Annotated in this window: 12 protein-coding genes and 1 tRNA gene; 10 read left to right on the top strand and 3 right to left on the bottom strand. The window is 39.6% G+C overall.

The window, feature by feature from the left end:
* Positions 1 to 492 precede the first annotated feature (492 nt).
* On the top strand, positions 493 to 1,362 hold the full coding sequence (locus FPL27_RS16685; RefSeq protein WP_143962366.1) for a ParB N-terminal domain-containing protein: 870 nt from the start codon (positions 493 to 495) through the stop codon (positions 1,360 to 1,362).
* Between the two features lie 3 nt (positions 1,363 to 1,365).
* Here FPL27_RS16685 and FPL27_RS16680 read toward each other — a convergent pair whose 3' ends face one another.
* Complete coding sequence (locus FPL27_RS16680; RefSeq protein ID WP_143962365.1) at positions 1,366 to 2,199, bottom strand: toxin-antitoxin system YwqK family antitoxin; 834 nt, start codon at positions 2,197 to 2,199, stop codon at positions 1,366 to 1,368.
* Between the two features lie 129 nt (positions 2,200 to 2,328).
* Here FPL27_RS16680 and FPL27_RS16675 point away from each other — a divergent pair, with 129 nt between their 5' ends.
* The 7 genes from FPL27_RS16675 (at position 2,329) to FPL27_RS16645 (ending at position 8,246) form a co-directional block, all read left to right on the top strand.
* Positions 2,329 to 3,531, top strand: coding sequence for a pyridoxal phosphate-dependent aminotransferase (locus tag FPL27_RS16675; protein WP_143962364.1), 1,203 nt, complete (start codon positions 2,329 to 2,331; stop codon positions 3,529 to 3,531).
* 15 nt (positions 3,532 to 3,546) lie between these two features.
* On the top strand, positions 3,547 to 4,257 hold the full coding sequence (locus tag FPL27_RS16670) for a glycosyltransferase family A protein (protein ID WP_143962363.1): 711 nt from the start codon (positions 3,547 to 3,549) through the stop codon (positions 4,255 to 4,257).
* 23 nt (positions 4,258 to 4,280) lie between these two features.
* Positions 4,281 to 5,093, top strand: coding sequence for a DUF4422 domain-containing protein (locus tag FPL27_RS16665; protein ID WP_185974405.1), 813 nt, complete (start codon positions 4,281 to 4,283; stop codon positions 5,091 to 5,093).
* A 980-nt stretch (positions 5,094 to 6,073) separates the two neighbouring features.
* Positions 6,074 to 7,051 (top strand): DUF4421 domain-containing protein, encoded by a 978-nt coding sequence (locus tag FPL27_RS16660; RefSeq protein WP_235893488.1) that lies wholly within the window; start codon positions 6,074 to 6,076, stop codon positions 7,049 to 7,051.
* A 149-nt stretch (positions 7,052 to 7,200) separates the two neighbouring features.
* Positions 7,201 to 7,274 (top strand) — tRNA-Asn (locus FPL27_RS16655).
* Positions 7,275 to 7,336: 62 nt separating this feature from the next.
* Positions 7,337 to 7,612: a GIY-YIG nuclease family protein gene (locus tag FPL27_RS16650; RefSeq protein ID WP_235893487.1), complete on the top strand. Its 276-nt coding sequence runs from the start codon at positions 7,337 to 7,339 to the stop codon at positions 7,610 to 7,612.
* Between the two features lie 322 nt (positions 7,613 to 7,934).
* Complete coding sequence (locus FPL27_RS16645) at positions 7,935 to 8,246, top strand: hypothetical protein (protein ID WP_143962359.1); 312 nt, start codon at positions 7,935 to 7,937, stop codon at positions 8,244 to 8,246.
* A gap of 3 nt (positions 8,247 to 8,249) precedes the next feature.
* Here FPL27_RS16645 and FPL27_RS16640 read toward each other — a convergent pair whose 3' ends face one another.
* Both FPL27_RS16640 and FPL27_RS16635 read right to left on the bottom strand, forming a co-directional pair.
* Positions 8,250 to 8,915: a metallophosphoesterase gene (locus tag FPL27_RS16640; RefSeq protein ID WP_143962358.1), complete on the bottom strand. Its 666-nt coding sequence runs from the start codon at positions 8,913 to 8,915 to the stop codon at positions 8,250 to 8,252.
* Entirely contained in the window at positions 8,908 to 11,373 is a 2,466-nt protein-coding gene (locus FPL27_RS16635; protein WP_143962357.1) for a mechanosensitive ion channel family protein, read from the bottom strand. The genes FPL27_RS16640 and FPL27_RS16635 overlap by 8 nt, the downstream gene beginning before the upstream one ends.
* Before the next feature lie 248 nt (positions 11,374 to 11,621).
* Between FPL27_RS16635 and FPL27_RS16630 the strand changes: the two genes are divergently transcribed.
* On the top strand, positions 11,622 to 12,050 hold the full coding sequence (locus FPL27_RS16630; protein WP_143962356.1) for an Hsp20/alpha crystallin family protein: 429 nt from the start codon (positions 11,622 to 11,624) through the stop codon (positions 12,048 to 12,050).
* A 173-nt stretch (positions 12,051 to 12,223) separates the two neighbouring features.
* Positions 12,224 to 13,714, top strand: coding sequence for a Do family serine endopeptidase (locus tag FPL27_RS16625; protein ID WP_143962355.1), 1,491 nt, complete (start codon positions 12,224 to 12,226; stop codon positions 13,712 to 13,714).
* Positions 13,715 to 13,825 lie beyond the last annotated feature (111 nt).

Genomic DNA, 13,825 nt, shown 5'->3' with positions numbered 1-13,825 from the left:
GTTTTAGGCGGAATTCCCTCCTACCAATGCTTCATAATGACAATAATCCTATCATTAATATCAAATATGATAAATATATCTATTAATCAAAAGAATCTTTTACAATAATAATTCATTTTATGCAGTTAAAAAAACTTAATAATGATGTGATTTTCAGAGGATTGAGATATTTAGTTTTAACCTCAATTAAAAACCGCTTGGTGGTAGGTTTAATGCATTTCACCCTTTAAATACTTATACAACTTTTCATAAACTGATTCAATTGTATTGATTAGAATCCGAAAATTCATCTGAAGGTGTCAAATGTTACATTTTGTAATACATTTCTTGCAACTTGAAATTGAAATAATTATATTCAAAAATAGTTAGCTGTACTTTAGTGATTTTTTTATGCGCTCAAACTATTTAAGAGGTCCTGTGAGAACCGAAGTGGAGTGCAGAATATTTTAGAAAATGCAAGGAATAATTTGTTTAATTAAAATGTGGAGTTGGATGAAAGTAGCTGTAAAAAACGTGCTTAATAATGTTTTAAGGCCGTTGGGATTGTCGATTAATAAGATTGATAAAACCAGGCAAACTGTTGATTTAAGAGCAAAAGTGAAGAGTCCACTAGAGGGTTATTATTGGACCTGCGGAGCGCCATTTGTCATGAATGTGAAGGTGAAAAAGTGTTTTTGCATAGAGTTTCCCGGTGCTGCTGAATACAATCCGTTTATCGCCACTTTGCGGTTGTATGGGGAGGGTTTGTGCGACAAATATGAGGGTTCTCCTTTAGAGAATTTTTATAAACATTGGCAACCTGGGGACTCCGATGGTTATTATAAAAATGGAAAAGAACTCGCTCCGCCATGGGAACAGGGTTTTAAGAAAAAAATCCATCTTTCCGAAGCAAGGATGAAACGGAATGACTTTCTCAAGGCTCAGTCGGAGTTAAGTGAACTTGGTGAAATCAAGGGGCAACTAAAAAAAGGTCCTGTCACCAAAAGTTTTGGTAAAGTCACTTTTCAAAGATTCACAGGTCTTTACGACTCCATTAAGGAAAACGGCTTTGAACCAGAAAAAATGGGTGGGCATATCACTGGTAAGCTTTATGTACGAGATGGGTCAGATTATCGCGTTGCTGTTAGTGGAGGCAAACATCGGATGACAGTTCTGCAGGCGTTGGGGTTTACAAATGTACCCATCCAGCTTTCAACTATAGTAGTTAAAAGGGAAGATGTAAAGTATTGGCCAAATGTGCGAAATGGAAATTATACTGAGGAAGAAGCATTGGCATATTTTGACCGAATTTTTGAAAATGAGCACCCCTTACAATGGGAACCCATGGATTCTTGGAAAAAAATAATGGCTGTAGCTGTTTAGCTTCTAGGTATCTTTTTTATAAATTATATTACCTTCTTTATCCCATTCGGCTTTTATGAAAGGTGTGAAATTCTTAGTATATGGGGCTTCCTGATACTGGATTTCACGCTTTTTTATAGTTTTGTCCTTGTTTGTATGCCAATATTCAGTCCAAACTCCTACTTTTTCCCCATATTGGTATTCGCCGGTGACGGCCACCTGTCCATCCTCGTAAAAATGAAAAAAATTGCCTTCCTTTAAGTCATACTCCATGGGAGTAACCTTTTCGATTTTCCGGTCGGTACGGTTATAATAGGTTACCCGACTTTCTTTTGGCCACCCTTCGGCAAAATGTGCTTTGTCGACCAATATGTTTTTACTATCATATTTCATCCAACGGCCATGCTTGGTGCCGAAATAAAACATGCCTGACTCCACTACAATATCACCGTTTTTTTTCTCATAAGGTCCGTGAAGGAGATAACCTCTGCTGGAATCAAAGTTTTTCGTCCGGATCACATTGTCCTTTTTGTCAACCCAGTAAATATCCCGGATATAAGGGTCAACATGTCGGGTTTCTAGGCTATAGTGGAAGAATTCATAGATGGTCTGATTGCGGAATGTCTGCTTGAGATAGGATTTCTTGGTCTTGACATTATAATAGACGTTCTTTTTCTTCTTTTTCTTTTTTTTTCTATCCTCTTTTTGGCGCTCGTCAGCCTCGTTAAACAAAAGAGTAGGGGCAGAGGTGGGCAACAGTCTGTTGCTGACGATTCCTGAGGAGTCAGACTCGGACTCCTGGGCAAATAGCACTTGCAAGGGTGCTGTCAGAATCATAAAAATTAATATCTTCCTCATTAAAAGAACAACGGATTGCAGGCTGGTTTATTTTTTGTGAAAAATGCGAAAAGGTTTCTATTTCCGCAAAGGTTTAGATTATCCAAGCATAATACTTAATTTTGGCAAATTATAAAAAATACCTCATTTATGAACTCGATTTTATCCGACCGCATCAACAATATGGAAGAATCGGCCACTTTAGCCATGGCCAAGAAAGCAAGAGAACTTAAGTCTCAAGGCGTTGACATCATCAGTCTTAGCTTGGGTGAACCGGATTTTAAGACCCCGGAGCATATCCAGCAGGCCGCTAAGGATGCCATAGACGAAGGGAAATGGTTTGCTTACCCACCTGTGGCTGGTTATAACGATCTTAGGGAAGCCATTGCTAAAAAGCTGAGAGATAAAAACCACATTGCCGAAGCCAAAGCTGAAAATATCGTGCTTAGTACCGGGGCAAAGCATTCTATTGCCAATATTTTCATGTGTCTGTTGAATGAGGGAGATGAAGTCGTGATTTTTAGCCCCTACTGGGTGAGTTATGCCGAGATCATCAAATTAGCCGGTGGGGTACCGGTATTGATCGAGGGCAACTTGGAAAATAACTTTAAAGCTTCCGCTAAGCAATTAGAGGCAGCGATGACTGATAAAACTAAGGCTGTCATTTATTCTTCGCCATGCAATCCCACAGGATCTGTTTTTAGCAAGGAAGAATTAGAGGCAATTGCGGGTGTTGTCAAGAAAAAAGACGATGTCATGGTGGTGGCCGACGAAATATATGAACTCATTAATTTCTCAGGAGCTCACTCCAGTATTGCAAGCTTTGATGGGATGTTTGATAGAACGATCACAGTAAACGGCTTCTCAAAAGGCTACGCTATGACAGGCTGGAGAGTGGGATATATCTGTGCACCCTTGGAGATAGCCAAAGCTTGCGAGAAAATGCAGGGACAATTCACCTCTGGTGGTAACACTATTGCGCAAAGAGCGGCCTTGGTTGCCATCAATGGGAATCATGGCCCATCTGAAAAGATGGCGGAAGCCTACTTGAAGAGAAGAGAGTTGGTCTTGGGGTATTTAAGAGAGATTCCAGGATTGGAGACTCATGTGCCTGAGGGAGCATTTTACTTTTTTCCCAAAGTGACTTCTTTTTTCGGAAAGTCGGCTGGTAAGCATACTATCGAGAATGCAGATGATCTATGTATCTACTTGTTGGAAGAGGCGAATGTGTCACTAGTTACCGGTGGAGCTTTTGGAGCACCTCAGTGTGTAAGGCTATCTTATGCGGCATCTGAAGCAGAACTCACTGAAGCCCTAAAAAGAATTAAAGAAGCTTTGGCCAAATTGAAATAAGCTTTTCCAAAAATTATGGTCCAAATTCTTGTAATAACACCGGTAAAAGATGCTCTTGATAACACCCTCCAGACTGCTAAAGCCATTGCGGCTTCCACTCTGGAAGTGGAGCATGTGATCTTTAATGATTTCAGTTCTTATGAAACCACAAAAGCGCTTACCGAAAATGCCAAGAATTTGGGCTATAGATTGGTCAATTTGGAAGATCATGTGAATACAGTATCTCCCAATTATAAAGTCGTGCTGCAGATGGCTCAAAAGGAAGCACTTTCCAAAAATCTACCTTTGATCGTGGTGGAGTCTGATGTGGAGGTGAAGCCAGATACCTTCCGGCAGATGTTGGATTTTAGCAATCTTCATAAAAAGTCGGGGTTGATAGGGGCTATCACTGTGGGATACGACGGCCAAGTGAATTTTCCTTATCTAAAATTTAAGGATGTAAAGGAACCTGTGGTCAAGACCAAACGGAGCCTTAGCTTTTGCTGCACACTTTTTACTTCATCGTTTATGCAGGAATATGATTTCCAACACCTGGATAATTCCAAAGACTGGTACGATACCTTCATGTCTTATAAGGCGGTAGAATTGGGTTATGAGAACTTCATCCTAATGGATACGCCTGTACTTCATAAACCCCATGGCAGCAGGCCATGGAAGATGCTCAAATACTCCAATCCCATTAAATATTACTGGAAAAAATTCTGGGGAGGAAAAGACAAAATCTAACTTATCATTTAAACTTAGGAATCTTGAATTTAGCAGCTAAAGTTAAGTTGTATGTGTTGTTTTATAAAAAAAACACAGAACTCAAGCTTGATGATTTATATGTGCCTCTGATGTGCGGGAATTATAGGTTCAAAGAGGGTGCGGGTATGATCGGGGATGATTCGGGTGACCACATTTCTGAGAAAAACGCTTATTTCAGTGAGTTGACAGGGATATATTGGATGTGGAAAAACACTAATCATGAAACTGTTGGCGCCTGTCATTACCGCAGGTTTTATACGCTCACGGAAAAATATTCCAATAACCCCGTACTCAATCTCACTAAGTTCATTTCAGGAAAGTTCCGATTTAAAAAAGGTCTTATTTACAGCAATGATCACACGTACTGGGAAGATAAATTGTTGACTGAGGAGCAGCTTTCGGAAATCCTTCAAAACTACGACGGCGTGCTCCCTAAGGCAAGGGTTTTTTCCAGAACCACTGACAAGCAATACAGTCGCCACCACAACCCTCATGACCTTCTAGTGGTCGAGCAGATTTTAAAAGACAAATGTCCCGAATATTTGCGCGCTTATAATGTTTTGAAGCAGAGAAATACCTTACATGCTAATAATATGTTTATTCTCAAACAGCCCTATTATGATGAATTCATGAAATGGTGGTTTGAGATGATGTTTGAGTTTGAAAAAAGAGTTAATCTTCAAGAATATACCGGTTATCAGGAAAGAATTTTGGGTTTCATAGCCGAACGGTTGCTGAACATCTGGTTTATTGAAAAAAATCTGAAGATTAAAGAGCTCAATGTGGTTTATTTTAAAAAATTCAAATTCGAATAATCATATAAGGCCAGCTTCCAAGTTGGCCTTTTTTATTTTTAATTTTTTTGACAAGTTATTTACCCACATTTATTCAGTTATTTTAAAAAAAAAATAAGATTTTTTCAATAAAAAATTATTTAATAAGATTCAATATTATGAACAGTCACGAGTTAGTTTTAGAGACTGCTCAGTCAATAGTATTCAGGCGTGATTCCGAAATAATCCTTATTTTATGCTGTTATGATATGTTTTTTCATGTTTGCACACTCCATAAGGTTCAGCGGGATAGCGTGTAATGGGTATTTGTTAGGAAAATACAACATATCTTAAAATAGTCAAAAAATGATCGGTGTAATTTTTTTGCTAAAATATCGAAAAATACCGTGATCGCGGTATTGATTTGTACCTCATGAGTTTTGTACCTTTGTAATGGGTGATTAAGCAACTTTTTCCGCTTTTTATTTTTTAATGTTGAGTCTGATCTGGCCGGTATTGCGAGAATCATTTTTTCTATCACCAGATCTTGTTTGTTTGGTTTATTTTAAATTAAGATCCGGGCGGGTAGCCCGGATTTTTTTGTTACATTCCTGTATTAATTCTTTTTTGGAGGAGTTTTTGAATACCATTCAGTAGGACTAATAGGGAAAGTAAATTTTACCGAGTATGTTGTCTTTAATTTGTTCAGTGCTATTGATTTTTGGCGTGTATCTGTTAGGTGCCCTTTCATTTTTTCCAAGGGACAGCTATGACAGACTGAAGTATAAGTTTAGATCCGCGGCTGAAGGCCGGAGTATTTACCGGTCTTTTTTTTCTAGAATATATCTAATCTCCTCCCTCATAGCAATGCTTCTTACCGCAACAGTAGTCTACTTCTTCATTTCATGAACATACCTTAAGTGTTTGCCGTTGTATTGCCGGAAAAGGCATAATTGCCTGGTTTTTTGTGAAGAATATTTATGAAAACGTTTTTAATACTTTTATCCTTACTTATAGTGATTATGCCAACCGAATCAAAGGCTCAGATGGCTGATGATAAGGAAAATACCTATTATCAAACCTTTCCAGATCATATCATGGGAAGGTTGTATTTGAGCAGAAAATATACATCTATTTGGCTCCGTGATAATGTGGAAGGTCAATCCTATTTGTTTGCGCCTAACTCCACCCTTAATCACGGGGTTGGGGCCACTTACAAGTGGGCTACACTTAATTTGGCCTATGGCTTTGATGCCTTGAATCCCAACAAAGGAAGGGGGGATACCCAATACTTGGATCTACAAGCTCATGCTTATCCCAAAAATTTTGTATTGGACTTCTTTGGACAATTCTATCGTGGCTATCATCTAGCCGAAAGAGAGGTTGGCGCACCACCTGATGAGCGTTATTATACTGATCCAAACTTGCGCTTGACTAAAATAGGTGTTTTTTGGCAATACCTTTTCAATCCAGATAAATTCTCTTTCAGAGCTGCATTTCTTAATAATGAATGGCAGAAGAGGTCTGCAGGAAGTTTTATGGCCGGATTTGAGATCTATGGTGGTAGGGTTTTAAGTGACAGTCTACTTTTGCCCGAAACGATGGTACTTAATCCAGAAAGAAACTTCAGGACTTTGAGGTTTTTTGAATTGGGACCAAATATTGGATATGCATATACTCTTATTATCAAAAAGCACTGGTTTATCACGGGTGCCGCCTCAGCCAATTTAGGGTTTGGCTACTCTCAGCAAGAAGGACATCCTGAAAGAAATACAGAGTGGGGAATAAATCCCAACCTATTTCTCAGAGGTTTTGCGGGGTATAATTCCGAAAAATGGTCAATTAATGCGAACTATGTCCATAACCGTGTTCGCCTCATTGAAAATCAAGGATTTTCACAGTCGGTGATGACAGGAAATTATAGACTTAATTTCGTTTATAGATTCCTGCCAGGCCCACAGCTAAAGAAGTATCTAGAAGTGCTCGATTTCATGGAGTAAAATCATAAAAAATAAGTCCCTGTAATAGAGATAAAAAGCCTTTTCACATGAAAAATTATAAGTTTTTTTATGGGCGTTGTTTGGATAAAATCAAACAACCTGTTATGTTTGCATCACGTTAAACGAAAGGGGTTAACGATAACAAAAATTCCTCCTTAGCTCAGTTGGTTAGAGCATCTGACTGTTAATCAGAGGGTCCTTGGTTCGAGCCCAAGAGGAGGAGCAGAAGCCTTGCAGAGATGCAAGGCTTTTTTTATATTGTATATTTTTTAAATGTTAATTATTATGGAAAACTTTTATGTGTATATTCTTTACTCCGCTTCTTTGAATAAATTTTATGTTGGGCAAACTGGGGCCCTTGATCAAAGAGTTACTTTTCACAACGATGCAGAAAGGAATAGGATTTGGACCCGAAGGGGGATTCCTTGGGAATTAAAACGTGCTTTTCAAATGGAGAGTAGATCAAAGGCCTTTAAAATTGAGAGATTGATGAAAAGTAAGAAGTCGCGCCAATATATAGAAGAAGTAATTGAAAAGGGTGAAATTGGTTTGAACATCTGATCCCGCTTTGGCTGGAAGGGTCCTTGGTTCGAGCCCAAGAGGAGGAGCAGAAGCCTTGCAGAGATGCAAGGCTTTTTTTTGGTTACCGGTTTTATTTACTGGTTGTGGAATTTTGGAATTTGAGTTAGTGAGCCCGCAATGGCGAGATGGAGCGCTGGTCAAAAACTTCAAGTCAAGCTTTTAAAATATTTTTGTTACTCTCTGCAATAAAGTAATTTTTTTTAAAAAGTACTCTTTTCAAAATAAGGTATTCAGATCATCGTTTCTTGATTGTATTAAAAAGGAAATGTCTTCTATTACTTATTTACCCTGGTTATATGTTATGAACTCTACTTGTTTTGTTACATTGGAAAGAAGGTCGGGTGGAAAGATCATGGTGAGTCCAGAACTCCCAGATGAAACCCAAGCCGCTCAATTCCTTCAGCTATTATTGCTTGATATCGGTCATTTCATCATGTTTTATAGGCATGATAACCACACATTTCTCAATGATGATTTCATTTTGGCAGTTGAGCCTTTGGAGGACTGTCTCGATATGGATTTGATAATTGACGATGCCTCGGGGTTGAGGGTGGTGGATCTCAGTTTTGAGGCTGCGATGAATTTTATTGAGGGCCGAAAACCTAGCATATAACTATCAATAATTAAGGTCATTTAGGTCTTGCTCTTTGGTGGGGATGCTGATTTTTTCCAAAAAAGACCCGTTGGCGTCCAACTTTATTCCTGTGAGACAAATTCCTTTATAGGCACCAGTGTCAATGTTCCAAGCCTGAGAATAAGGGTTGAATGCTGGTTTTCCGGTAGAAAGTGGCGTGTGTCCAATGATTTGAGTTTTTCCCAAAGGTTTTAGTTTTCCCCTGTTCCATAATATGCCTGATGGATGGTTTGGATTGAGGTATTCCGGGTGATCAGTGATTCCGGCATGAGAGACTATTATGCTGTCTGATTCAAAATACAGCGGTAATAATTCAATCCATTGCAACACCACCTCGAGATCTTGTTGAGTCTCTTCAAATTGCCTGAAGGTATCTGTTCCCCCATTGTAAAGCCAATTACTGTTTTTTTCGCTGAAAAAATTAAGCATCATCTGCTCATGGTTACCCTTAAGGAAATGGGTGCAATCAGGAAAAGTTCTGGCCAATTGCCTGCAATATGAAATAACTTTTGGAGAATGAGCTCCCCGGTCAATAAGGTCTCCCACCTGAATGAGGATTTCATTTTCCCTATCCCAATGTGATATAAGTTCCTCAAAGGTGAAAAAACAGCCGTGAATGTCTCCAATTATAAAATACTTTTCAACCATCTTTTTTGCCTTCCATTGGATTACCTCTTACTAACTCTTTACGCAAAAAACCTTCTTTAGGGTAAGACTTTATGTGTAGGTCCCTTTGGGGAAAAGGGATTTCAATTTCATGCTCCTTAAATGCTTTATAAATGGCTGTCATAATCTGGCTACGGATGCTAATCCATGTGCTAATGTCAGCTACCCAAAACAGCATCCTGAATTCCACCGCACTATCAGCAAAGGTCTGTAAGTATACAGCAGGCTGTGGAATGGTTAATATCCCATCGTGATCCATTACATTTTCCAATATATTGGTGACCTTATCAGCGTCAGAACCATAAGCTACTCCAATAAACAACTCCACTCGACGTGTTTTATCTGACAAGGTCCAATTGATCAAATGTTCAGAAAGGAGGTCACCGTTTGGGATAATAACCTCGGAGCCGTCGTAGGCTTTGATCTTGCTTGCCCGAATACCTATTTCTTTGACCGTGCCGCCTCGATTGCCGATCTCAATCATGTCCCCAATCTGAATAGGACGCTCGAAAGCCAAGATGACACCACTGACGAGGTTGTTTACAATGGTTTGTAAACCGAAACCTATACCCACACTGAGTGCACCCAATACAATAGCCGCTTTTTCCAAAGAGATTCCAGAAGCTGTGATGGCAAGTAAAAAGCCGGCTGTCAAAACACCCAGCCGGATCAATAAAATGGACGAGCCTAATCTCTGGGTCCTGGAACTAGCTTTTGCCTCATCCTTCATTTCTGCAAAATATGCAATATTTCGAGCAAGCACGGAGGAGGCCCATATTAAAGCAATGAATACCAGGATGCTTCCTAAGGTGAAATTAAAGGAGCCAAAATGCCTTTCGAAGGTGAGAATCTCACCAAGTTGTAGGGAAAGATATTCATAAACATTAAGATTGCTTGTGAAATAGTACACCCAAATGACGGTGGCTATGCCAATAAGGAAGTTTTTTAGTCTTTTGCGTATGCTTTTGAAATCAAAATAAGAAGCAAACTCTTTTTGGTTATTTTTCCCCAACTCTAATTGGAGGTATATAGCCTCCAAAATAATAGTGACGAAAGCATATAGAGTAATGGCCTGAACCAAACTATTTGTGGAGGCAACCCCCAGCATCTTTGATAAGCTATAGCGACCCAGAATGTTAGCGAAAAAAGAGATCACCTGCATGCCGAAATACAGGTATATGAAAAAGTTGATGTATTTAGGGTATTTCTCAGGCTGCGATTCCAATACTCTAATGGCTAGATAAGCCAAAGAAATACCTGCAAGGTTGAGCAATAACAAAAACCACCTTTCCTTAAATGCTATTTCCACATATAAATTGCTTAAAGAATAGCACAGGAAAATAGCAAGAATGCCTATCCAGAAATAGTAGGCCTTCTTGTCCAGTGACTTATTAATTAGCACAGTTGCAACGGCTGCTGTCAAGGTCAAGATTAGCTGAACAAATACCGTTGGCGGATTGAGATAAAAAAATGGAGTCAATGGCAGGATTGCTAAAAGCGTACTAAGTGCGGGGCTGGTTGGAATGAATGATACCCTTTCTAATATAATGGCCGCAAAATCTTTTTCCCGTTTGATTCTTCTCAGCAAAATGCTAAACCAAATAAAACAGCCCAAAGCAAATATGCTGATGATCACATGCCGATCTAGGTTTTCACGCATGTATCTGGAAAGTATTAACTCGTTAAGGGCAATCGACTCCTTCATTAATCTGGGGATTCTTTTCTGCTCCACTTGCTCGGCGCTCTCCCAGATAAAATTATTTTCTTTTGCAAAAAGCCTTCTTTCAAGCTGTCTCTGTCGTTCGTCTATCTCTTCGTCAAAATCATTTAAAGTGATTATGGTGGAGGAAACTCTGCTTTGCGCACGCGCTAGTTTAAGCCGTTGGGCATGATATGAGCTATCTGCTTTGCTAAGCCTTTCTCGAAGTAGGTGTGCTTGTTTTTGGTATTCGGGGAGCAGGGAGGTGTCTCGAAGAGCAAACCTGAGATCCTCATCCTCTTGGATAGAAAGAATTTCTTCACCAATACTGTTAAGATCTTGGTTTCTTTCCGTGATGGTCTGTTGCCATGATTCGACTTGAGTTTTAAAATTTTGTACCAGATTTTCTATGGCTCCTAGATACCGAAGATTCAAGGAAGACTCTCTATATTGGAGCCTTTCCCCTACGGTTTCGATCACCTGCTCGATATGGGGGAGTTCTTCATATAGGGTTAGAGTGTCAAGTTTTCGAGATAGCCCCGCATTGATATGGTTGAGAGAGATCGTATATGTTTCATTTTTTCTTATCAGTTCCTCCAAGGAAATTGATTTTTTCTCAACCGTCTTAGCTGTGTCCGTAGCCGTTAGAAATGTGTCAGCCACCGCGGGCTCTTGGGAAAGACTCAAGTAAGGCTGAAGGAAAGCGATCAAAGATAACGCTGTGAACAAAAACCTTTTCATAGATTAATAGGCATGGGGTAAAGGGCCACCCTTTAAGTGAGGCCGCATTGATATACATGCAGCAATTAGCATTCCGATAAATTGTCAGTTCTTGATAATGATTACTGACATTTTTTCTTAAAATAAGAATAATATATTGAAATGCTAGTCAAAGTGTCGTTAAAATCAGTCAATAATTTAAATGGTACAAATTTGTATAGGTGTAAGGTGATATAAGGAATTATTCATTAACCAAAATATTAACCGTTATGACTCTAATGAAATACAACCAGTTGGAGCAGAATTATCCAAGCACCTTCAGTGGGCTTTTGGATAAATTCTTCAATGAAAATGTGGGAAGTACTTTAAAGCAATTTTCCCCTGCCGTGGATGCCTCTGAAGAGGCAAGCCAATATCAAATCCAAGTGGCCGTACCAGGCTTAAAGAAAAAAGATTTTCATATTGAACTAGTTGATGGCAAGTTGACTATTTCTGGAGAAAGAAAGATCGAGGAAAATAAAGAGGGTAAAAACTTCCATACCATAGAAACCCAATACGGAAGTTTTACCAGATCTTTTTTCTTACCTGATGATGTCCACCAAGAGAAGATATCCGCTATTTATGAGGATGGTCTGCTAAAGCTGACCCTCCCTAAATCAGAAATGGCAACCAAGAAATATAAAATAGAAGTAAAATAACGGTAAGTGGGCAAAACCCACTTATTGTTTTTTGGTTAAGTATATAGAAGAATGCTAACAAACCCAAATGTGGGTTAAATGGTGTTAAATACTAGTTGTAGTACTTGACCAATAGGAACCCAATCCTGTAAATTTCGTGTATTGAAGTAAAAGAAAGTAAAAATTTGAATAATATGAATAGAAGCCAGTTTTTTCTTGGGATAGTGTTGGCATCCTTGATAGGTGGTATTGTGGCTTTAGCTGGAGCCAGCTATTTTGCCAATCAACAGCCCGCGACTACAAATTTCAATAACGATAACAATACCAGCTTGGTCAACTGGCTAAGCGATGAACGCTTCAATGTTCCCGATGGTATTAACTTCGTGGCTTCGGCCGAAATGGTTACTCCTGCTGTAGTACACGTTAGGAGCACGGTGACAGTGGGGCAGCAGGGCCGAGGATTTAGTCCGTTTGAAGAGTTCTTTGGGTTCAAATCCCCCGAGCCTCGTGAAGGACCTAGTAGGGAAGCTAGAAGCTCAGGCTCTGGTGCTATAATTTCCCAGGATGGTTATATCGTTACAAACAATCACGTAATCGAGAACGCTAATAGAGTTGAAGTAACTCTTGAGGACAACAGAAGGTATACTGCCAAAGTGATCGGGACCGATCCAACAACTGACTTGGCATTGTTGAAAATTGAAGATACCGGTTTGCCTTTTATTAGGTTTGGTGATTCAGACGTGGCAAAAGTAGGAGAGTGGGTTTTGGCTGTGGGTAATCCGATGGATTTGACCTCTACGGTGACCGCGGGTATCATCAGTGCAAAGGCTAGAAACATTAGAATTCTTCGCGATGAAAACAATTTGCAGGTAGAAGCATTTATTCAGACAGATGCTGCGGTGAATCCAGGTAACTCAGGCGGACCGCTTGTAAATCTCGCTGGAGAAATCATTGGGATCAATACAGCCATCGCCTCACGTACAGGAGGGTTTAGCGGATATTCTTTTGCAGTTCCAAGTTCCATCGTTCAGAAAGTAATGGATGACTTACTTGAATACGGAACAGTGCAGAGGGGTTTATTAGGAGTGCAGATTAATGATGTCAGCCCTGAGTTGGCCGAATACCTTGGAAAAGAGATCAAAGAAAACCGCGGTGTTTACGTGATAGAGGTCAATGAAGGAAGCGGTGGAGCCGAAGCAGGATTGAAATCCGGAGACGTAATTATTGGAGTAGATGGTGTAACTACTTATACTACTTCCAAGCTTCAAGAAATGGTGGCAAGAAAGCGGCCTGGGGATAAGGTAGAGATCAAATATATCCGTGATGGCAAGGAAGAGACTACAAAGGCGACTCTTAAAAACTTTAGCGGCGACACAAAAATAGTTAAGCGTGAGGTACCAAAGACCACAGAATTTGAGAGTGTAGGTTTTGAGGATGTAAGAGGTAATATCAAAGACCGTTTGAACATTGATGGCGGTGCGGTGATTACATCTTTGAACAATGACAAATGGAAAGAAACCGGTGTTAGAGAAGGATTCGTGATTACTCAAATCGGTAGAACGAAAATAAAAAATGCCGAGCATTTGATTGAAGTATTAAAGAAAAACAAAGGCGAAGAGGTAATGATCCTAGGTGTTTACTCAAGCGGGCAGCAGGCATACTTCGAAGTCGAATTGGATAAATAAAATTATTGGTAGTGTTTAGTTGGTTTATGTTAGATGAAAGGGCCGTCCATTTTGGGCGGCCTTTTTTGTGAGCTGTTCTTTTTCGAAAGACGGGTTAGGCAGATAAGGTGT

The organism is Litoribacter populi, from assembly GCF_007483685.1.
GTDB lineage: Bacteria > Bacteroidota > Bacteroidia > Cytophagales > Cyclobacteriaceae > Litoribacter > Litoribacter populi.
Note: the sequence above shows the minus strand (reverse complement) of the source record. Positions and strands in the feature narration are given on the sequence as shown.